Annotated in this window: 19 protein-coding genes and 1 tRNA gene; 5 read left to right on the forward strand and 15 right to left on the reverse strand. The window is 43.0% G+C overall.

The genetic code is table 11. The features are described from left to right. Window positions 1-325: 325 nt before the first annotated feature. Window positions 326-402, forward strand: a tRNA-Val gene (locus tag AC2UZJ_RS09640). 96 nt (window positions 403-498) lie between these two features. On the opposite strand, the gene AC2UZJ_RS09645 is transcribed toward AC2UZJ_RS09640, so the two are convergent. From AC2UZJ_RS09645 to AC2UZJ_RS09660, 4 genes are all read right to left on the reverse strand, one after another. Further along, entirely contained in the window at window positions 499-1,278 is a 780-nt protein-coding gene (locus tag AC2UZJ_RS09645; protein ID WP_486949937.1) for an ABC transporter permease, read from the reverse strand. A 25-nt stretch (window positions 1,279-1,303) separates the two neighbouring features. After that, window positions 1,304-2,104, reverse strand: a complete 801-nt coding sequence (locus AC2UZJ_RS09650) for an ABC transporter ATP-binding protein (RefSeq protein WP_486949938.1) — start codon at window positions 2,102-2,104, stop codon at window positions 1,304-1,306. Between the two features lie 34 nt (window positions 2,105-2,138). Next, window positions 2,139-3,206 (reverse strand): ABC transporter substrate-binding protein, encoded by a 1,068-nt coding sequence (locus AC2UZJ_RS09655; protein WP_486949939.1) that lies wholly within the window; start codon window positions 3,204-3,206, stop codon window positions 2,139-2,141. A 97-nt stretch (window positions 3,207-3,303) separates the two neighbouring features. Further along, entirely contained in the window at window positions 3,304-3,861 is a 558-nt protein-coding gene (locus AC2UZJ_RS09660) for a lipocalin family protein (RefSeq protein ID WP_486949940.1), read from the reverse strand. A 413-nt stretch (window positions 3,862-4,274) separates the two neighbouring features. On the opposite strand from AC2UZJ_RS09660, the gene AC2UZJ_RS09665 reads away from it, so the two are divergent. From AC2UZJ_RS09665 to AC2UZJ_RS09675, 3 genes are all read left to right on the forward strand, one after another. Then, window positions 4,275-5,291, forward strand: coding sequence for a ribonucleotide-diphosphate reductase subunit beta (locus AC2UZJ_RS09665; protein WP_486949941.1), 1,017 nt, complete (start codon window positions 4,275-4,277; stop codon window positions 5,289-5,291). Further along, complete coding sequence (locus tag AC2UZJ_RS09670) at window positions 5,278-7,008, forward strand: ribonucleotide reductase N-terminal alpha domain-containing protein (RefSeq protein WP_486949942.1); 1,731 nt, start codon at window positions 5,278-5,280, stop codon at window positions 7,006-7,008. Before AC2UZJ_RS09665 ends, AC2UZJ_RS09670 begins: the two co-directional genes overlap by 14 nt. Before the next feature lie 126 nt (window positions 7,009-7,134). Continuing rightward, window positions 7,135-8,976 (forward strand): ABC transporter ATP-binding protein, encoded by a 1,842-nt coding sequence (locus AC2UZJ_RS09675; RefSeq protein ID WP_486949943.1) that lies wholly within the window; start codon window positions 7,135-7,137, stop codon window positions 8,974-8,976. Window positions 8,977-9,010: 34 nt separating this feature from the next. On the opposite strand, the gene AC2UZJ_RS09680 is transcribed toward AC2UZJ_RS09675, so the two are convergent. The 9 genes from AC2UZJ_RS09680 to recA form a co-directional block, all read right to left on the reverse strand. After that, window positions 9,011-9,520, reverse strand: coding sequence for a hypothetical protein (locus tag AC2UZJ_RS09680; RefSeq protein ID WP_486949944.1), 510 nt, complete (start codon window positions 9,518-9,520; stop codon window positions 9,011-9,013). A gap of 61 nt (window positions 9,521-9,581) precedes the next feature. Next, the gene (locus tag AC2UZJ_RS09685) at window positions 9,582-10,076 is read right to left on the reverse strand and encodes a hypothetical protein (RefSeq protein WP_486949945.1); all 495 of its coding nucleotides are present in this window, start codon (window positions 10,074-10,076) and stop codon (window positions 9,582-9,584) included. 50 nt (window positions 10,077-10,126) lie between these two features. Further along, entirely contained in the window at window positions 10,127-11,500 is a 1,374-nt protein-coding gene (gene nhaA / locus AC2UZJ_RS09690; RefSeq protein WP_486949946.1) for a Na+/H+ antiporter NhaA, read from the reverse strand. A 105-nt stretch (window positions 11,501-11,605) separates the two neighbouring features. Further along, entirely contained in the window at window positions 11,606-12,502 is an 897-nt protein-coding gene (locus AC2UZJ_RS09695) for a DMT family transporter (protein ID WP_486949947.1), read from the reverse strand. Window positions 12,503-12,575: 73 nt separating this feature from the next. After that, the gene (sucD, locus tag AC2UZJ_RS09700; RefSeq protein WP_486949948.1) at window positions 12,576-13,463 is read right to left on the reverse strand and encodes a succinate--CoA ligase subunit alpha; all 888 of its coding nucleotides are present in this window, start codon (window positions 13,461-13,463) and stop codon (window positions 12,576-12,578) included. A gap of 18 nt (window positions 13,464-13,481) precedes the next feature. Next, the gene (sucC, locus tag AC2UZJ_RS09705) at window positions 13,482-14,642 is read right to left on the reverse strand and encodes an ADP-forming succinate--CoA ligase subunit beta (protein ID WP_486949949.1); all 1,161 of its coding nucleotides are present in this window, start codon (window positions 14,640-14,642) and stop codon (window positions 13,482-13,484) included. An 84-nt stretch (window positions 14,643-14,726) separates the two neighbouring features. Further along, complete coding sequence (locus tag AC2UZJ_RS09710) at window positions 14,727-15,290, reverse strand: DUF2889 domain-containing protein (RefSeq protein ID WP_486949950.1); 564 nt, start codon at window positions 15,288-15,290, stop codon at window positions 14,727-14,729. 243 nt (window positions 15,291-15,533) lie between these two features. Beyond that, window positions 15,534-16,079, reverse strand: a complete 546-nt coding sequence (gene recX / locus AC2UZJ_RS09715) for a recombination regulator RecX (protein WP_486949951.1) — start codon at window positions 16,077-16,079, stop codon at window positions 15,534-15,536. Between the two features lie 15 nt (window positions 16,080-16,094). Beyond that, window positions 16,095-17,198: a recombinase RecA gene (gene recA, locus AC2UZJ_RS09720; protein ID WP_486949952.1), complete on the reverse strand. Its 1,104-nt coding sequence runs from the start codon at window positions 17,196-17,198 to the stop codon at window positions 16,095-16,097. A gap of 263 nt (window positions 17,199-17,461) precedes the next feature. Between recA and AC2UZJ_RS09725 the strand changes: the two genes are divergently transcribed. Then, on the forward strand, window positions 17,462-18,355 hold the full coding sequence (locus tag AC2UZJ_RS09725; protein ID WP_486949953.1) for a recombination-associated protein RdgC: 894 nt from the start codon (window positions 17,462-17,464) through the stop codon (window positions 18,353-18,355). Here AC2UZJ_RS09725 and AC2UZJ_RS09730 read toward each other — a convergent pair. After that, complete coding sequence (locus AC2UZJ_RS09730) at window positions 18,352-19,011, reverse strand: Crp/Fnr family transcriptional regulator (RefSeq protein WP_486949954.1); 660 nt, start codon at window positions 19,009-19,011, stop codon at window positions 18,352-18,354. The two genes, AC2UZJ_RS09725 and AC2UZJ_RS09730, sit on opposite strands and share 4 nt — an antisense overlap. Window positions 19,012-19,024: 13 nt before the next feature. Then, window positions 19,025-20,428, reverse strand: coding sequence for an oxygen-independent coproporphyrinogen III oxidase (gene hemN, locus AC2UZJ_RS09735; RefSeq protein WP_486949955.1), 1,404 nt, complete (start codon window positions 20,426-20,428; stop codon window positions 19,025-19,027). Window positions 20,429-20,597 lie beyond the last annotated feature (169 nt).

The raw sequence follows: 20,597 nt of genomic DNA on the forward strand, positions 1-20,597 counted from the left end.
GCACTAAGGCCGCGGTTTAATGTATCTGTAATTTGCTTGAATCAACGAGCGAACACAATGCAGCCAAAATTATTGTTGCCAGCTAGTAGTTCGCGTAAATGTCATTTTCATGCACCTGATTCAAGATTTGTGTGTTTGTATAAATATATAAATCTAAATTAATAGCAATTGCTACTAGTTTACCATCAGAAGCCCCACCTAGCAGGAAAAACCAAGACAACCTGTTGTAATATCGCTACCAATCTATCTTTTACTTTGTTATTACTTTGTATAAATTTCTTTTATCTTGACAATACTTATAGTTTTTAGCTATAGTAAATTCTTTAGGCGGTTAGCTCAGTTGGTTAGAGCGCTACGTTGACATCGTAGAGGTCGCTGGTTCGAATCCAGTACTGCCTACCAGAATTCATGTTTCTATAGACTCCATAAGCTGTCTATAAGCACCAAAAACCCGCACAGTCTATGGCTTTGCGGGTTTTTTGTTTTAGTTTCATGCGTTTATCCTTCATCCCCTCTTTCCCAAAAAATCACCTTCCGTCTTAAATAAGAAATCAGTGCATGGGCCAGTATGCCTATGAGTCCTAAAACAGCGAGCACTCCAAACATATCGGCTATTTTAAGCTGCTCATAAAACTGCATGGTTCTAAAACCCAGCCCGGCCTTAGCACCTACAAACTCAGCCACCAATGCCCCAGTTAAAGACATAATCACGCCCAGCTTTAAGCCGGTAAAAAAGTGCGGTAAGGCATTGGGTATGGATACTTTATAAAACACCTGTAGACGGCTGGCACCAAATGCTCGCAGCATTTGAATTTGATCGGAGTTGGTAGATTGCAAGCCTGCTATAACATTAATCATGATAGGAAAGCAGGCAATAGTAACCGCCATGGCAATTTTTGCCGTTATCCCATAACCAAACCAAACTAAATAAATGGGCGCTAAAGCAATGCTAGGAATGGTCTGGAATGCCACTATATAAGGCATCAGGCTCAGCTCTAATATATAAAACTGGGAAATTAATCCACCTAAAATCACCGCAATGATAATACTAATCGCATAACCATAAAATGCCTCTCGCACCGTAGTGACCACATCATTCCAAAAAAAATATGTGCTAGGTAAAGCAATAAGCTTTTTACCCACTTCGGTAGGTGGAGGCAAAATATAGCTTGGCACTTCAAGTACGGTGACAGCACATTGCCAGACCAAGGTGAATATAAAAAAAACAGCTAACACTAGCAAATACTGTCTTACTTTATTCGTTTTTCTTTTTCTCATTAAAATACCTGTAGCCTGCGCTTTGCTAGTCAATCATAGAGCTATTATCAAAATGGCGCCGAATATGCGCTAAAACATCTCCCGCGTACTCGCTATTCATATCACTCAGCTTTCTGGCTCTAGGCATATCAATAGGCACTATTTCACTAATCCTTCCTGGCCTAGGGCACATAACTACTACACGATCAGAGAGAAAAACGGCTTCTGGTATGGAGTGCGTAACAAAAACGATGGTTTTTTTCTGCTCCATCCAAATCCGCTGTAATTCCACATTCAAGAACTCGCGTGTCATTGCATCTAAAGCACCAAAAGGTTCATCCATCAAAAGCACTTTAGGATCACGAATTAACGCCCTACAAATACCAGCACGCTGGCGCATACCGCCCGAGAGCTCTTTTGGGTATTTGTTTTCAAAACCATTAAGACCTACCTTTTTCATCAAGTTTAAAGCGGACTCGAGATACTGCTCTCTATTTAAACCGCGCACTAACTCAATGGGCAGCATAATATTTTCAAGTATGGTACGCCACGGTAGTAACGTAGGCTCTTGGAACACTACTCCTACATCGGCGGATGGTTTCCTCACTCTCTGCCCATCGATAAGAATCTCTCCTTCTGTGCTTTTGATCAAAGAGGCTAAAATCTTGAGTAAGGTGGTTTTACCACAACCAGAGGGGCCTACTAAAGAAACAAACTCACCTCTTTTAATAGATAAATTAACCTCATCTAAGGCCACAATGGAGTGCGATTTTTTTGTGCGGTACTCTTTCTTTAAATTTGAAATCTGTACAAAAAAATCTGAAGGTGAGCTCTCATCTATGCTCATTTAAACACCATTATTTCTAAAACTCCTAAGCCGATTAATGCATCTCAATATCCGCAATATCAAATGAGTAAATGGCGTCCATTAACCTACCATCCCAAACCTGATCTGGCGTCATTCTACTTTCAATCTGTCCGGTTTCATAGGAAAAATCTAATAATGACTGCCAACGATTTGGACTAATATTTAACCACTGCCCCCATTTATGAGGATCATCCTCATCACTAGGGGTGGAATCTGCTAAGGCCACCTGCATAGCCTCCAAGGTATTTTGCGCTTCTTTCCCTTGAGGATTCTCACTACCCGGCAAATCCCTAAACTCTTTGAAGCTAAGTGCTAAGGCGTTTTCTGGATAAAGCTGCGTGTAAATAATACCCTTATAAGCACTACGAACAAATTTAGTTAATAACTCTGGAGCATTATCCAGCATCTTCTGACTGGTCACCATAGTCACACTAAACAAATTTGCCATTTCCTCTGGACGCTCTAATAACTCTAAGTGCACCCCATTTTGCTGCATCACGGTAAAAGAATCGGAATAACTATCCACTGCATCAATCCGGTTGCTACTTAAAGCTGCAGCAGCTCGCACACCGGCACCCACAGGAATAATAGTGACATCTTGCTCACTTAAGCCCGCAATGTTTAAATTTGCTTTTAAATCTGCATACGACGCTGATGCCATACTAATAACCCCAATACGCTTTCCTTTTAAGTCGTTTATGGATGCAATATCAGAACCGGCAGGAACTCCTATAAAATAAGGCCATTGCACCGTAATTCCTGCAAATGCCTTTATGGGCATACCTTTCTCTATGGCTACAGCAATATTTGCAGAAGACGTATAAGCAATATCAGCGCTCCCACTTGCTACCGCTTGTAAGGCTGCCGTAGAGCCATTAGTAGTAATAATAGAAACCCGAATACCTTCCTCATCAAAGTAACCCAGCTGCTTAGGCACGGCGATAGTGAATGTTTCCTCTGCTGCCGTAATTGTGCTGCGTGCTAAAGCCACTGTAATCTCATCTTGCGCCCATGACACAGCACTGACTGCTATTAAAGAGAAGCTTAACAACACCTTCTTTACTCTTAACAGCTCAAACATAACTCTTTTTCCCTTTTTCTTAAGCCAATCTTTTTTCAATTAAAGACACTATAGTAACCTGTATTTACTTGGGTTTATTTTTTCCAATTTGTGTTTATTAGGGGTTCTGCGCGGTATATTTCACCTTATCAACTGCAAAACCTAAGCTATCAGCATACTTTAGCAATTCTTCTACCACCGTCCTATCGGCTTGCTTCTCTCTAGAAAGCACCCATAAATAGTTACGGTCTGGACTCCCTACCAAAGAATACTCATACTCGCCCACTGTTTTTATAATCCAATAGTTACCCCACACCATAGGCAACCAACTAAGCCAAGCGGGCGCAAAACGCACTTGTAACACAGCAGGATTCGCTGGCTTCATAGAACCATTAAGCCTAGCCACACCTTTAGCCACACTCAAACTACCATCGGCCTTTCTGCATTGATTTACCACTTGCAAACGGGTGCTATCTAGTGGCAAGTATTCCGCACTCACATCAGAAACACATTTTTTTTGAAAACGATTAGGCAATAATGCCTGCTCATACCAAACCCCCGCATATTTTGCTAAATCCACATTCTCCTGAGTGGGCAAAATATCTTTTTGCGTAGCACACGCGCCCAGCAAACCACTCATCACAATAGCCGCGGTCATAAAACGATATTTGCTCATAGAATTCCTTAATTTTTTTAGACATATACACCACAACGTTTTGCTATTACACCACGAATCGCTTATGATGCTTTAGGCTAAATATAGCTGCTCAAGCACAAGCATTTGCGAAAAAACGTCATATATTATATTTGTGCTCTTCAGTTGCAAACCACAACCTATACGTACTACAATAAATAAAAACACCAAATGTTGTGGTTTAACACCCTAACCATCTACATGGTGGCACTGAACACAAAAAACCAAAGCGTACTGTACAAAAAACAGCACCTATACCTTTCCCTAAAAAATTACCGGCTAAATTTTGAGCCTAGTGCTCTGTTTAGGATGCCTTGCTATTGTCTGCGCTAGTTAGCAACGAGACAAGCACACCACCGCATTCTGCATAGCCTATAACCAAGGACTAGGATTTTATGATCTACAAAAGTCAAATAGAAACCCCTACGGATTCGTACGTTGCCAGATACCCCTGGGCCACCGAAATGGCCATTGGTCAGCAAGACATTTACTGGACCGCTGAAGAACTTGGCGTAGAAGAAGATGAGCAGGATTTCAAAATCAATCTAAATGAAGCTGAACTTCATGGGGTCTTAACAGCACAATCCATACTCACCCAATATGAGCTGATGTTAGGTGGTGAAAACCTTTGGGGTGGCAAAATCCCCAAAATGTTTCCTCGCCCTGAAATTGCTCGTATGTGTGCCAAATTCACAGATGTAGAACTACACGTACACGCGCCTTTTTATGACTTAGGTAACAAGGTAATGGGTAATTCCACTGATGAATTCTATACACAATGGAAGCGGGATTCTATTTTGGCTGAACGTATTGACTTCATAGACAGTTACGCTGAAAGCGATTGCCCTCTAGAGGTCACAGCTGCTCTAGCTTTACTTGAAGGAGTGGTACTGTATTCTGCTTTTGGTTTTTTCAAAGGCTTTAATAGCCGCGGCTTTAACCTTATTCCGCATTTTGTGTCGGGTATAGATGCCTCAGCCAAAGATGAAAACTTTCACTCTATTGCTTCCAGCTTTTTACACAAAGAATGCAAACAAGAGCGCGCAGCCATGGGCTTTCACAACGAAGCACAAGATAAAGCACTACGCGAAGCCATTTGGAAGATGGCAGAAACGCTCTACCAACATGAAGCTCGCATCATTGATCTCATGTTTGAGATACCGGGCAACCGTGTTACTACCAAAGAAGAGCTTCTAGAGTTTGTACGAGATCGCGTTGATATTGTACTTGAACGTCTAGATATGCCTGCTATGTTTAACCAAGAGCCAGGTCTAATTTCAGGCTGGTTTTACGACCAACTTAACACCGTAAAGGTGCCTGATTTTTTTGCCGGCACTCAAATCCAATACCGTCGTAACTGGGATCGTTATAAACTCACATTTAGACCAGAGGTAGAGCATGTCGCCGTATAGAGAGTCCGGTATTGCGGAAGATAAAGTACAGATGTTTGAACAACTCAGTGCTGAACGTAAACATTTACAAGAAATTGGCCACCTCCCCCCTTGGTACATCACGCAAGGCTGGCAGCTTTTTAAAGAAAACTACCAATACCAAGATGAGCCGGCTGTATTAGGGCGTCACCGTACTATTGCTAAAACTTTAGCGCAATATATGGTAGGGGAAGAAGAAAAATGGGAAGAGCTCTTTTTTAATGAACTCTGGAATGGCATTTTATCGCCCGCTACTCCCGCGCTTTCCAATACGGGCACTAACCGCGGCATGAACGTGTCTTGCTCAGGGCAATTTGTGGGCGATAGTGTGGTCTCTTTTTATGATGGTTTAAAAGAGATGGCGCTACTATCTAAAAATGGTTTCGGTACAAGTGCTGACTTCAGCTCCATCCGTCCTCGTGGTGCTCCAATTACAGCGGGCGGTGAAGCAAGTGGTCCCGTCCCCGTCATGGAAGATTACTTTACTTGCGCTTCTAAAATTAGCCAAGGCGGCAATAGACGTGGTGCCGTTGCGGGTTATTTAGATATAGAGCACCCTGACTGGGATGAAGCCGTTGATCTGCTTATGCGAGATCCTGACGGTAAAAACTTTGGTTGGACCGTACGTGATAGTTTTATTGAAGCCCTAAAAAATGGTGACCCCGAAGCCAGTCGTAAATTTACGCGTGCTTTATATGTCAAGCTAGTTACTGGTAAAGGCTACTTTTTCTTTATTGATAAGGCTAACAGACAGCGCCCCCAGATGTACAAAGACTTAGGCTTAGATATCAAGGCCACAAATCTATGTACAGAAATCATGCTGCATAGTTCTGAAGACTATACCTATTCGTGCATCTTAGCCTCCATGAACTTAGTTAATTGGGAGCAGATAAAAAACTCAGACTCCGTTTTTATTGCTACGGTATTCCTAGACTGCTTATGTGAAGATTTTATTCGTAACAGTGAGGGTATGCCTGGCTTAGAAAAAGTACGCGACTTTACGATTAAAGGCAGAGCTATAGGTTTAGGTGCCATGGGTTTTCATACCTATTTGCAGTCTAAAGGCATTCCTTATGGCAGCTTAGAGGCGCAATTTTTATCTAATGAAATGGCAAAACACATCTCAGAAGAATCTTTACGTGCCTCCAAATGGTTAGCTGAAAAATTTGGTGAGCCCGAATGGTGTAAAGGCTATGGCGTACGTAATACACACCGCACAGCCTATGCACCCACAAAATCCACCGCCTTATTAATGGGTGGAGTGAGTGAGTCATGGTCACCTGATGCGGGGATGATTTTTGATATGGCATCTGCTGTAGGTGAGTTGCGTCGTATTCCGCCCGTCTTCTATGAGAAAATGAAAGAAAAAGGCGTCTATAATGAAGCTACTATACGCGATATTATTAACAATATCGGTAGCGTACAACATGTAGACTGGCTCACTGATGAAGAAAAGCAAGTGTTTATGAATGCGTATGAGGTAGAGCAAAAAGTCATTTTGCGTCATGCTTCACAGCGTCAAAAACACACCTGCCAAGGTCAGTCTATTAACTTCTTCGTTGCAGACGAAGGCTCTGAAGATCAGATTGCAGAGCTAATGACCATGGCCTTTACGGATGAAAACGTCTTAAGTCAATATTACTTTTATTCAAAAAGTGGCGTGGTAGTACCTGATGAATGTTTATCTTGTTCTGCCTAAGCAAGACATCGTCCTCTATACTGCCCATAGGGTAGAATAATTTTAAGAAAGCCCGTAATGATATACGGGCTTTTTGGTTTTTAGGGAATGGTACCCTGCTCTTGATTGAAAAACAAAGGATTAGTTGTGTTTGCTTTTTTTGAACGACGTGTACCGCCTTACCCCAAAACAGACTTGGTAACACCACCTACTGGTTTTTTTGCCTTTATGTGGGTTTGCACAACGGGAACGCGGAGCTGGATTGCCCTCCTAACACTCGCTTCAGCCGCGCTGGCGGCTTATGAGGCCGTTTTATTTGCCTTTATGAGTCAAGTGGTTGATTGGTTAAGTGCAGTTTCACCTGCTGATTTCTGGCAAGATCAACGTGGCACCTTGTTGGGCTTAGGCGCAATTTTACTATCTAGCGTGGTGTTAGTCGCCATACAAAGCATGGTGATGCATCAAGTGCTAGCGATTAACTTTCCTATGCGTTTACGCTGGCTTTATCATCGCCTCATGTTAGATCAAAGCATGTCTTTTTACGCCGATGAGTTTGCTGGTCGTATCACCACTAAAATCATGCAAACCGCACTAGCTGTGCGTGAAGTGGTGTTTATGGTGGTAGATGTGCTGGTTGGAATTAGTGTTTATTTAATCAGCATTTTAATTTTGGCAGGTAGTTTTGAATTACGTCTAATGATCCCCTTTGTGGTGTGGATTATGATCTATGTATTGGCTTGCTGGTATTTTGTACCGCGCTTAGGAAAAATTGGACAAAAACAAGCGGATGCCCGTTCTATGATGACGGGCCGTATTACTGATGCCTACACTAATATAGCCACGGTAAAACTGTTTGCCCACACTAAGCGGGAAGCAGATTATGCCAAACAAGCCATGGATGCGTTTAGGATCACTGGTTACGCTCAAATGCGTCTTGTAAGCTTCTTTAAAATCACAAACCACCTAATGGCTACGCTACTACTCTTAGGCTCCAGTGGCACTGCGCTCTATTTATGGTCCCAAAACCAAGCCAGTGCGGGTGTAGTAGCCGCCATTATTGCCATGGCTTTGCGTCTGTCTGGCTATTCACAGTGGGTCATGTGGCAAATGACGGGACTTTTTGAAAACATAGGTACCATACAAGATGGTATCAACACCTTAAGTAAACCGCGCCTAAGTCTAGATGCCCCTAACGCTACCACCTTAAAAATACGTCAAGGTAAAATCATCTTTAACGGGGTTAATTTTGGCTATAAAGACTCAGATCAACCCGTGATTGATCACCTTGATCTAACCATACAACCCGGAGAGCGTATAGGTTTAATTGGACGATCAGGCGCGGGTAAATCCACCTTAGTTAATTTGTTACTACGTTTTCACGAGCCACAAAGTGGCAGCATATCTATTGATGGACAAAACATTGCAGATGTCACCCAAGATAGCCTACGCAGTGCCATAGGTATGGTGACCCAAGACACCTCGCTACTACACCGCTCTATGCGTGACAATATTCTTTATGGGCGCCCTGAAGCTACTGAAGCGCAAATGTTAAAGGCTGCTGAACGCGCAAAAGCCACGGACTTCATCAGTGACTTGACCGATATGCACGGTAACACTGGCTATGATGCTCAAGTGGGTGAGCGCGGTGTAAAACTTTCAGGCGGTCAACGTCAACGGGTGGCCATTGCTCGCGTCATGCTCAAAGACGCCCCTATTTTATTATTGGATGAAGCCACCAGTGCCTTAGACTCCGAAGTAGAAGCGGCTATACAAAGCAGCTTAGACAAACTAATGGAAGGCAAAACCGTGATTGCTATTGCCCATCGTTTATCCACTATTGCGGCCATGGATAGACTGATCATCTTAGATAAAGGACGTATTGTAGAAGAAGGCACCCATCAAGAATTATTGCAACATGGGGGTATATACGCTCGACTCTGGTCACACCAAAGTGGGGGCTTTTTAGATGAATCGATCTTAGAGGGTTAACCGGTTTGTAACCCTTTAACCTGGTATTGATGACTTAGATATAACGTACTTTTTCAGCAATAAAAGCGTCTGATGCCAGCATAATTTCATGCCCAGACCGAATGGCTAGGCCTAAGTTTTCTGTAGTGAACTCCAACCGCTCTAGTAGCTCTGGGAGCTGCTCATCAGACTCAAGCTGAGCGTATTCACCAAATAAATCATAACTGTGTGGGCTCCAGCAAAACATGAAGTCCGCCGCCGGACGAATTAAGCCTATTTCCCCGCCCTCGGCGTGGGCTTTTGCTTTTTCAGTGCTCCCACTGCCAAAAAGTGCTCGTGTACGGAAATTAAAACCAAAATGTTCTAAAAACCATTGATCAATAATACGGTGAGCGGCCATAGGAATATTTTTAGGCTGCCTATCTGTGGGAGGATCTATATGATTACTCCCTTCTGCTAAAGGACGGCTAAAGCCTCTATAAACGGGTAAACCTTCACTGAGTGTCTCCCATTCTTCCGCTTTAAACCAATTGCCTGCGCTGCGATCTATAGTGTGTTGAGTCATAATTTTAACCAATAATACCAATAGTAATTAGCCAGCCATAATTATTTGTTATAACAGATAGTTAGTCATCCAACCACTTTATATCGCGCAAATGCCAGCTTTCCTGCGTGGGATCAAACTCCACTAAGGCTTCGTACGTTTTCTCATGGGTGCCACCCGTTCTATACGTGGCATCTACCGTAGCAATAATAGAAAACTGACAATTACCAATGGCTTTAGAAGCCGCCCGCGGTAAAAATGGAAACTGTACAAGCTTCATGTCTGTCATGGTGGCTTCTATGGGTTCTTTAGAGCGGTTATACGCTTTAACCACATCAGTACAAATGGCGGCTAAACGCTTTTCTTCACGCTCTAAAGACGTTTGGGAACGTTTATAATAAAACTCATTCCAAGCGGCCAAACTCATAATTAGGCTGGCTCCCACGACTATATAATAAAACCCTTTACGTTTCGTGGGAGCATATTCTATGCTGTTGTCTTCTTTGAAATACCAGCCGCCGCCTCGCACCATTAAAATAACAGATATGGCAGCAATAGCGATTACAACCCACAGCATAAATAATAACCTAAATAAAAGAAACCCATTTTATATTCCACACGTATGAATTAAGCACGCAAGCGTCGCAGGTAAAATACTCCCCATGCCAAGCCCATAAGAGCTGCTGACAATGAAGCGGTTAATACCCCTAATTTAGCAGCACCGAGTAACTCTTGATCTGCAAATGCTAAGGTGCCGATGAAAATAGACATCGTAAAGCCTATACCAGCTAATAAGCCAATAAGGAAAACCCCAGACCAACTGACCCCTTCTGGTAACTGACAAATATTAAGCAATACCGCTAAACGACACAGTACAAAAATACCCAGAGGTTTACCCACAACCAAAGCGAGTATGACACCCAGCATAACAGTTTGGGCACCTCCACTAGAAACATCTAAGCCTTGGAAACTCACTCCTGCGTTGGCTAAAGCAAATACTGGCATCACAATAAAAGATACCCACGGATGTAGCTGCATTTGCACTCGGGCTACGGGGGGTAACATCTCTCGCTGAGCTTCACGTATATTCTCAATAGATTGTAGCAAAAGCGCTTCGTCCGTATCTGGATTTTCACTCTGTTTACGGATTTGGTGCATGTTTTTTTCCACTTGCACCAAGGGGTTTTCAAGCATAGGTCTAGCATAAACAGGGGTCATTAAACCCAGCACTACCCCTGCTAATGTGGGGTGAGCACCCATTTTCATCACACCAAACCATAAAATGGCACCAGGAATAATGTAAAGATAAGCGGAAGCAAAACCTAAACGTTGCCAAGTGATAACTAATACAACGCCAAGTAACACATACCATAAACCTGTGTAATCCAAACCGCCTGAATAGAAAAAGGCGATAATCAATACAGCAACAATATCATCAATAATAGCAACGGCTAATAACAATACGCGTACATTAGAAGGAATGGATTTACCTAATAATGCCAATACACCTACAGCAAAGGCAATATCAGTGGCTGTAGGCACAGCCCATCCCATACTAAGCGTAGGCGTTGAGTTTAACGCCAAATAAACTAAGGCTGGCACTAAAACGCCACCGGCTGCAGCCACTAAAGGCAAGGAAGCTTGACGAAAGCTTGCAAGAGCGCCTTCATGAATCTCACGCCTAATTTCCATCCCTACCACTAAAAAGAACACCGTCATCAACGCATCATTAACCCAAAAATGCAGACTATTTGACATGGAAAAATCACCAATTTGAAAGGCCACGGTTTGCCCCCAAAAATCGGTATAACCTTGTGCATACGGTGAATTAGCCCAAATTAACGCTATCAAGGCCGCTAAAATCAATACGACACCACCAAAGGCTTCTATATGCGTTAAACGGGAGATAGCGTCCGACACGGACTGGCTGATACGATGACCTAAAGGAAGGGTGTTAGGTGAGGTATTATTACCCATAATAAAACTCAAAATTAAATGCATAGGCGGCCCGACCTACGCGTTACCTATTTGCTTAACCCCATGCCAAGCAAATACCCACGCAAAGGGTAACGTAATTTGACTACCCTTGCAAACTGCAAACAACGACTACTTTCTATTTACCAACAAGATTCCAGCAATCACACAAGCAGCACCCATGATAAAATTTCGATCAATTTTCTCATCAAGCAATAGCACACCAAAAATCACACCAAACAAAGGCGTCATAAAAGACAATATTCCTAAACGTGACGCCAAGTACTTACGCAACAACCAAAACCAAAGTAATAAAGCCCCGTAAGATAAAATAACCACTTGATAAAATAGGCTTGCAGATAAGGCAAAAGTCCAAGTGATCGTCGCTTGACCCATAAGTAGTGCTGCCAGCCCTAAAAGAATAAAAGCGGCAATAAGCTGATACAGCAGCGTTTCAGTAGCTCGCGCCTCTTTAAGACGAGTACTACGCACCACAACGGTAGTAACCCCCCAAAACAAACCACCACCTATGGCTAAAAGATCGCCCAGAAATAAGTTAGGACTACTTAAGGTATTTCCGCTACCATCACGCCCTAAAAGGCTAATAACTATACCCACAAAGGCAAGTATTACACCTAGCCACTGTATAAAACTTAAGCGCTCAGTAGGAATGAACAAATGCAAACCTACTGCAGCAAAAATAGGGGCAGTATATAAAAAAATAGCCACGTGAGAAGCGGTAGTATAACGTAACGCCTCTCCTACCAATAAAAACTCACCTGCAAAAAGTAGACCCACGACTATCCCGGGCTTCCAACCGCCTTTAAGCATAAATAAAGGCTGCTTTTGCCACAAAGCCATTAAGACAATCAAACAAGCCGCGCCCCCTGAACGCAATGCTATTTGTAGTGTAGGGTTCATATCGGCCACAGTGTATTTAAGTGTAATTTGACCAAAAGCCATAATTAAACACATCAACACCATTAAACTGCTGGCTCGGGTATCTAATGCTTGCCTAGTATTTTCCATAATTTTTTAAAAAAAGACCCCGCTATTAATAAGCAGGGTCTATGAGCAAAACTTAACTGTTGATAATTAATGATTAACTATCAAGAACAGATTTAAGCAACTTACCCATTTCAGACGGATCACGTGTGGTTTTAATACCGCACTCTTCCATCACTTTAAGCTTGGCATCTGCGGTGTCATCACCACCAGAGATAAGCGCACCAGCATGGCCCATACGTTTACCCGCAGGAGCGGTAACACCAGCAATAAAGCCTACAATGGGTTTAGTCATGTTGTCTTTGGCCCAGCGAGCGGCAATCACCTCATCAGGACCACCAATCTCACCAATCATAATCACCGCATCGGTGTTGGGGTCATCATTAAACATTTTGAGCACATCAATGTGCTTTAAACCATTAATGGGATCCCCTCCAATACCAACAGCAGCAGACTGGCCTAAACCAAGCTCAGTCACTTGCGCTACGGCTTCATAGGTTAAAGTCCCTGAACGACTTACGATACCAATGCGACCTTTACGGTGAATATGTGCAGGCATAATACCGATTTTAATTTCATCAGGCACAATTAATCCGGGGCAATTGGGGCCTAACAATAAGGTCTTTTTGTTTTCAGCTCGCATGCGATTACGCACTTCAAGCATATCGCGCACAGGGATACCTTCAGTAATGCAAATAACGAGGTCTAAATCTGCCTCTACAGCTTCCCAAATGGCATCTGCAGCACCTGCTGGGGGCACATAAATTACAGATACAGTGGCACCTGTAGCCTCTTTGGCCTCTTTAACCGTGGCGTAAATAGGTACGCCCTCAAACTCTTCGCCTGCGCGGCGTGGGTTTACCCCTGCCACAAAGGCAGCCATACCATTGCCGTACTCACGACACATACGAGTATGATATTGGCCTGTTTTACCAGTGATACCTTGGGTAATAACCTTGGTGTCTTTGTTAATCAGAATTGACATGAAAAAAATCCTTTCCGGTTATTTAGTGGCAGCAACGACTTTAGTGGCCGCTTCAGCCATGGTGTCGGCGCTAATGATAGGCAAACCTGAATCGGCTAAGATTTTCTTACCGATTTCTTCGTTCGTGCCTTTCATGCGTACTACTAGCGGCACATCTAAATCTACTGCCTTACACGCTGCAACTACCCCTTCGGCAATCACGTCACAACGCATAATACCACCAAAAATATTCACTAAAATAGCTTTAACATCATCGTTTGCTAACATGATTTTAAAGGCTTCCGTGACTTTTTCAGCGGTAGCTCCACCCCCTACGTCTAAGAAGTTGGCTGGCTCACCACCAAATAATTTAATGGTATCCATAGTAGCCATCGCTAAGCCCGCCCCGTTCACTAAACAACCAATATTGCCATCTAGTTGAATGTAAGCGAGATCGTGTTTACTGGCCTCAACCTCAGCGGGATCTTCTTCATCTAGGTCACGAAATTCCACGAGCTCTGGCTGACGGAATAAAGCATTGGTGTCAAAGTTAAACTTGGCATCAATGGCCATGATATCGCCGGACCCCGTCAAAATAAGCGGGTTAATTTCTGCTAAAGAGGCATCTGTATCCCAATACACCTGATATAGCTTTTGAATTTGATCAGCGGCTTGTGCTTGAGAACTTTCAGGAATACCAATGCCTGCCGCTAAACCGGTGGCTTCTTCGATTGTAAGCCCTTTGGCTGGATCAACAAATACCTTAAGAATTTTCTCAGGATTAGTTTCAGCCACTTCTTCAATTTCCATACCGCCTTCGGCAGAAGCCATCACACACACACGCTGTGATTCACGGTCAGTGACTATACCTAGGTAAAACTCTTGTTTAATGTCTGCACCGTCTTCGATCAGTAAACGACGTACCTTTTGACCGGATGGATCGGTTTGATGGGTAATCAGTTGCATACCTAAAATTTCAGTAGCAAATTGCTTTACCTCATCCATAGAACGTGCGACTTTTACGCCGCCACCCATACCGCGACCGCCGGCATGAATTTGCGCTTTCACCACCCAAACGGGCCCACCTAGCTTTTCAGCTGCTGCCACTGCCTCATCGACGGAAAACGCAGGATAGCCTTCTGGCACTGCGACACCGTACTTTCTTAACAGTGCTTTGCCCTGATATTCATGAATTTTCATTTAGTACCTGTCAGTCTAAGAACACATAAAAAAATTATTAATTATCTCAATCAGCCTAATTAATAAAACTCATATTTACTTTGATTAAGATGCTGCATTGGGGTTTTCATACCACTGAGGATAATACTCTCGTACCACCTCACCATCAGCACGCATAGCATGACAGCCCCCAATATGAAATGGGCGCGTAGTTGGTTCAGAATCTGACTTAGCAGGTTTTACTCTAGAGGCAATGCCCTGAATGGCTGCTGTAGGCAACACATTAATAAGCTCAGTCATATGCGTACAACCATGACTACCCGCAAAACGGGCTCGAACCTCATACCTAAATTTCCGAAGTAAATTTAAACCAATTAACTGCTTATAACTGCTGGCAATTGCATCACAAGTTATGTACGGCGCTGCCATATACTGTGCTTTTGCATCAATAATAGTATACGTACTATCAAGAGTGATACATAACAACATATTATGCACGGGTTTTCCTGCCGGGTGTTCGCCACCTCTTTTGAGAGAGAAGCTGTAAGCCTTCGTGTCTATTAGCTGCGCTTCTATATCCCAAAGCCCGTCTTCGCGCTCAAACACTTCTAGAGTAATTGAGCGTTTATGTAGCGGTTTACGTGCTACTGGCGTTGTAGATACCGTCATAAAAACCACTCTTATATAAAACACATAACCAAAGAATCTAAGCATCCGAGTATAACGCACCTGACTCAATACGCCGCATTTTTCCTGCGTGCTGTCCGTAATATGTGAGACCAGGTGAAAAATGCCCTAATCACCATAAAACCAATGGCCATGAGACATAATTAATTATCTATTGATGAATAAAAGCCATGTTAATGCTTGAAGAACCTGCTTTTCACTATTTTGCGTAAAAGTAGTTTTAAGCTAGAAGGAGTTACTAAGACGATCGAGTATGCGCCGCAATTGATCAGGACTAAAACCACGACTCGCCATAAAGCGGTGCTGCTTTGCGTAGGCCTTACGATCTTCAGGAACAAAGCCAAATTTGCGCTCCCACACTTCTAAGGCACGCTCAAACTCAGACTCTTGTAACTGCTCACGCACCGCTTCTATATGACTATCTGCAACACCATTTTGGCGCAGCTCTTGAACTACGCGAGCCGTACCAAACTTATACGCACGTCTATTAATAAGACTTTGGGCATAACGCGCTTCAGACTGCCAATTTTCTTTTTGCAACTCATCCAGTAATGCATCAATTTCATCTAGATCATCACTATGACGTTGTAATTTGCGCCGTAATTCTAAACGCGAATGCTCACGCCGTGATAAAAAATCAATAGCGCGAGCTTTTAAACTAGGCCCTTTGCGCGTAGCGTTTGTGGCAGCGCTCGTACTTTTAGACTCTTCAGTTACGAGCTGCTCAAAATCCTCATCATTATCGTTAGCATCAAAACCAAATTCACGCATAAGGCATTAACACTCTTATTTGTCGTCTGTAATTGTTTTAGCCGCAGTTTTTGTTGCTGTTGGAGTCTCTTCTTCTTTGGCCTCCTCTACGATGGCTTCTAGGGGAGCAATACCATGGTGGGCACGGACTCTGTTTTCAATCTCACGTGCTAACGCCGGATTTTCTCGTAGGTATTCACGGGAATTATCTCTGCCTTGACCAATACGTGTGCCTTCGTAACTATACCAAGCACCTGCCCTATCGACGATTTCAGCCTTCACTCCTAAATCGATAATTTCACCCTCACGTGAAATACCGCCCCCATACATGATGTCAAACTCAGCTTGCTTGAAAGGAGGTGCTACTTTATTTTTTACTACCTTAACGCGGGTTTCATTACCTATTACTTCATCACCCCGCTTTACTGCACCAATACGGCGAATATCTAAGCGCACAGAAGAGTAAAACTTCAATGCATTACCACCTGTAGTGGTTTCGGGATTACCAAACATTACCCCAATTTTCATACGGATCTGATTAATGAAGATAACCATGCAATTACTGCGTTTAATAACGGCAGTAAGTTTACGCAAAGCTTGACTCATGAGTCTGGCTTGTAAACCGGGTAAAGAGTCTCCCATGTCGCCCTCAATCTCAGCCTTGGGGGTAAGTGCCGCAACCGAATCCAGCACAATTAAATCTATAGAACCCGAGCGCACTAACGCTTCTGTGATTTCTAAGGCTTGCTCACCGGTATCTGGCTGAGAAATAAGAAGATCACTAAGGTTAACCCCCAGTTTAGAGGCATACTGCACATCTAAAGCATGTTCAGCATCAACAAAAGCGCAGGTACCGCCTAGTTTTTGCATTTCTGCAATCACTTCTAAGGTAAGGGTAGTTTTACCCGAAGATTCTGGGCCATACACCTCAATCACACGCCCACGAGGTAGACCACCAACGCCTAAGGCTATATCAAGGCCTAAAGAACCAGTAGAACACACTTGTATATCATGCTCCACTTGATTGTCTCCATAACGCATCACGGAGCCTTTACCAAACTGTTTTTCAATTTGAGATAATGCTGCGGCTAAAGCCTTCTCACGCTCTGCAGCTACTGCTTTATTACGCCTATCATCCATGTAACTATCCTTTTTGTATTAATGAGCGCTTGCCCATATTCATTGTTATCGCTATGCTCTTATTGTACTGTATAAATAAACAGATGGCGAATCACTTTTAACTAACACCTCATATCGTTTAGCTTAATAGATTTCCGCTTATTTTGCTCTATGTAGTAATAGCAATGGCTAAAAAAACTGCACTTTCAGCCTAGCGTGCTGTATTTGTGCGTACAATTGAAGTCTGTTTTTTCATTTATTATTGTATTAAGTATTATTTAATTATGTGGTTTAAAAATTTACGTTTTTTTCGTCTGCACCCTGAGTGGAAGCTAGAGTCCATAGACGAAGCCATTGCTAAACAGGCTTTTACACCTGGTGGCAGCCAAGATCCGGTTAGCTTAGGCTGGACAGCTCCGCGCGAGGATACGGATTTAGTGCATCGTATTGAAGGGCAAATTTTATTGTGTGCTAAAGCAGAGAAAAAACTGTTGCCCACCACTGTGATTAATCAAATCGCTCGTGAACGTGCCAAAGAAAAAGCCGCAGAGCAAGGCTATAAGGTGGGGCGCAAACAGATGAGAGATCTGAAAGACGATCTAATTCTAGAACTGTTACCACGCGCCTTTAGTGTAAAGCGGGAGATTTTTGTATGGATAGATCCTATAAACCATTGGTTAGCCGTAGATGCTGCCGCAGCGGCTACTGCAGATGAAGTGATGGGTTTATTAGCTAAAACCTTTGAGGTGTTTCCTGCTGTACCAGTTTATACTGAACTCTCTCCTAGCACCGCCATGACAAGCTGGCTGGCTGATTTCACCGCCCCTTACCCATTTTCTATAGATCAAGATACGGAGCTACGTGCAATTGGCGAAAGCCGTGCGATAGTACGCTATGCTCGTCATAATCTAGATAGTGACGAAGTACGTAAGCATATTAGTGAGGGTAAACAATGCACTCGCTTAGCACTTACGTGGGCAGATAAAATCTCTTTTGTTCTAACAGACGGCTTAGAAGTCAAACGTTTAACTCCCACAGACTTACTTAGCGACCAACAAGAACAAAACGCTCAAGATGAAGCCCAAAGCTTTGATAGTGATTTTTTACTGATGAGCACAGAGCTGAATGTGTTGATTACTGAGTTGCTAGACGCTTTAGGTGGAGAAAAGAAAAACTAGCGCTCATAAGCAAACAGTCCTTCTATATCTAAAAACTCAATATGCCGCCCTTCTACCACAATAAAACCGCGTGATGACAAGTCATTTAAGATGCGAGAAAAGTGTTCCGGCGTTAAATTTAACGCGGCGGCTATCTTCGATTTAGGCTGCGTTAAGCTAATACGGGGTCCTGAGCTCAAGAACGAATCTTCCAGTAAATAGCAAATCACCCGCTGAGTACCTGAATGCAGCCTTGCAGTAAACAGATCACCCAATAAGTAATAAAGCCGCTCACTGAGACTAGCCACCAGTAAACGCATTAAATGGGGGTGTTGTGCTATATATTCAAAATATGACTTTTGCGACACGGTGCTCATATTTACCGGACTTAATGCCACCGCATCAATACCATAAGGCTTATCCATGAGCATATACGCCTCACCCACACTTTCACCAGCATGCAGAGTGGTAAATTTCTTAACCACTCCTTTAGGCGATGTTAACTGTAATTGCACCTGTCCTGCCTCAATGAAATAAAGAGCTGTACTGTACTGCCCTCGCTTAAAAATCACCTCTCCCATCTTATAATCTTGCGGACTCGATTCAGCGAATAACGCTTTTAACTCCGCCTTACTCCAACCTTGAAACAAAGAGTGATTCGCTAACCGCATAACCATGATTGATTTTCCGTTAAATTAACCGTGAATACGTTGCATTAGTCGCTTGACGTAAGTATTTATCAAACTCCATGCTAATAGCACGTACGAACAAACGGCCTTTGGCTGTGACGTGTATGTGGCGATTTGTGATCTCTATTAAACCTGCCTCTACATAAGGTTGTAATGCCGCTAACTCGGCGGCAAAATACTGCTGTATATCTATCTGGTAACGCGCGTTGAATGTGGAGAAATGCACAGGCATGCTGCACATTAATGTCATAATTACATCACTACGTAATAGATCGTCTTGATCCATCACAAAGCCGCGAAAAGTCGCTAATTCATTGGCTGCTATAGTGGCACGGTATTCTTTTAAAGAGCGTTGATTTTGAATATGCGTACCGCCCACCTTACCTATAGCTGACACCCCTAATCCAATAAGATCGCTATTTGCGCGCGTGGTGTATCCTTGAAAATTGCGTTGTAAGCTATGATCTAAGCGTGCTAAATTTAATTCATCATTAGGTAAGGCAAAATGATCTAAACCAATGTACTCATACCCCGCATCTAATAAGCGCTGTGCAGCCATCAAAAAAATCTGTAGACGCTCATCCGCACTCGGTAAATCTTCTGCATTAATCAAGCGCTGTGACTTAAATCGTTGCGGTAAATGCGCATAATTATATAAAGCAATACGATCAGGACGTAACGCCACTAAAGCATCAACCGTATCACTAAAACTAGCGATGCTTTGTTTTGGTAAGCCATAAATTAAATCTGTATTTATAGACTCAAAACCCACTTCTCGACTTGAGGCAATAGCAAGCTCTACCATTTCTAAAGGCTGAATACGATTAATCGCTTGCTGCACCGCCGGATCAAAGTCTTGCACACCAAAACTCGTGCGATTAAAACCCAATTCTGCTAAAAACGATAAGCTTTCAGCATTTACCGTGCGGGGGTCAATTTCAATGCTTAATTCAGCGTCTGCGGTAAATTGGAAATGCTGCTGAATGCCTTGCATGAGTTTAGTTAACTCATCGGCTTGTAAAAAGGTAGGCGTACCGCCCCCTAAATGTAATTGTGTCGTAGCGCGCTGTTCTCCTAAGTGGGGCTCTAAAAGAGCCATCTCTTTAAGAACCGCATCTACATAGCTGCTAGAGCGACTATGATCCTGGGTAATAATTTTATTGCAAGCACAAAAATAACAAAGTGATGCGCAAAAAGGCAAATGCACATAAACCGAATAAGGCGATGGATTAGCTTGGTGCTGGCGTTCTGTTAATGCCGTTATATAATGACTAGAATCAAAATCAGCCATAAAACGATCAGCAGTAGGGTACGAGGTATAACGCGGCCCTGAACGATCAAACCGTTTTATCAGACGTTCTGATATATGGACCGTATCTATAGGGACAGCGGTGTCATGACTCATAGTTAGCTCCTACTACCTTAAATCTACAAACAATAATCGTTTAAACGGTGACTTTAATTATGCCCTCCTACTCCCACTCACTAATTGATATAGATCAAGCCTTCTCAGAACGCAGCCCATGTTTTTTATTATTTATCATTGAATTTGGTCGTTTTTTGCCGTAAATAGC

It is taken from the genome of Paenalcaligenes sp. DL 309 (assembly GCF_057475285.1).

Excerpts from the sequence above, each read along its gene's own strand:
- AC2UZJ_RS09645 (WP_486949937.1), bottom strand. The coding sequence starts at position 1,278 with ATGAGAAAAAGAAAAACGAATAAAGTAAGACAGTATTTGCTAGTGTTA.
- AC2UZJ_RS09650 (WP_486949938.1), bottom strand. The coding sequence starts at position 2,104 with ATGAGCATAGATGAGAGCTCACCTTCAGATTTTTTTGTACAGATTTCA.
- AC2UZJ_RS09655 (WP_486949939.1), bottom strand. The coding sequence starts at position 3,206 with ATGTTTGAGCTGTTAAGAGTAAAGAAGGTGTTGTTAAGCTTCTCTTTA.
- AC2UZJ_RS09660 (WP_486949940.1), bottom strand. The coding sequence starts at position 3,861 with ATGAGCAAATATCGTTTTATGACCGCGGCTATTGTGATGAGTGGTTTG.
- AC2UZJ_RS09665 (WP_486949941.1), top strand. The coding sequence starts at position 4,275 with ATGATCTACAAAAGTCAAATAGAAACCCCTACGGATTCGTACGTTGCC.
- AC2UZJ_RS09670 (WP_486949942.1), top strand. The coding sequence starts at position 5,278 with ATGTCGCCGTATAGAGAGTCCGGTATTGCGGAAGATAAAGTACAGATG.
- AC2UZJ_RS09680 (WP_486949944.1), bottom strand. The coding sequence starts at position 9,520 with ATGACTCAACACACTATAGATCGCAGCGCAGGCAATTGGTTTAAAGCG.
- AC2UZJ_RS09685 (WP_486949945.1), bottom strand. The coding sequence starts at position 10,076 with ATGCTGTGGGTTGTAATCGCTATTGCTGCCATATCTGTTATTTTAATG.
- nhaA (WP_486949946.1), bottom strand. The coding sequence starts at position 11,500 with ATGCATTTAATTTTGAGTTTTATTATGGGTAATAATACCTCACCTAAC.
- AC2UZJ_RS09695 (WP_486949947.1), bottom strand. The coding sequence starts at position 12,502 with ATGGAAAATACTAGGCAAGCATTAGATACCCGAGCCAGCAGTTTAATG.
- sucD (WP_486949948.1), bottom strand. The coding sequence starts at position 13,463 with ATGTCAATTCTGATTAACAAAGACACCAAGGTTATTACCCAAGGTATC.
- sucC (WP_486949949.1), bottom strand. The coding sequence starts at position 14,642 with ATGAAAATTCATGAATATCAGGGCAAAGCACTGTTAAGAAAGTACGGT.
- AC2UZJ_RS09710 (WP_486949950.1), bottom strand. The coding sequence starts at position 15,290 with ATGACGGTATCTACAACGCCAGTAGCACGTAAACCGCTACATAAACGC.
- recX (WP_486949951.1), bottom strand. The coding sequence starts at position 16,079 with ATGCGTGAATTTGGTTTTGATGCTAACGATAATGATGAGGATTTTGAG.
- recA (WP_486949952.1), bottom strand. The coding sequence starts at position 17,198 with ATGGATGATAGGCGTAATAAAGCAGTAGCTGCAGAGCGTGAGAAGGCT.
- AC2UZJ_RS09725 (WP_486949953.1), top strand. The coding sequence starts at position 17,462 with ATGTGGTTTAAAAATTTACGTTTTTTTCGTCTGCACCCTGAGTGGAAG.
- AC2UZJ_RS09730 (WP_486949954.1), bottom strand. The coding sequence starts at position 19,011 with ATGGTTATGCGGTTAGCGAATCACTCTTTGTTTCAAGGTTGGAGTAAG.
- hemN (WP_486949955.1), bottom strand. The coding sequence starts at position 20,428 with ATGAGTCATGACACCGCTGTCCCTATAGATACGGTCCATATATCAGAA.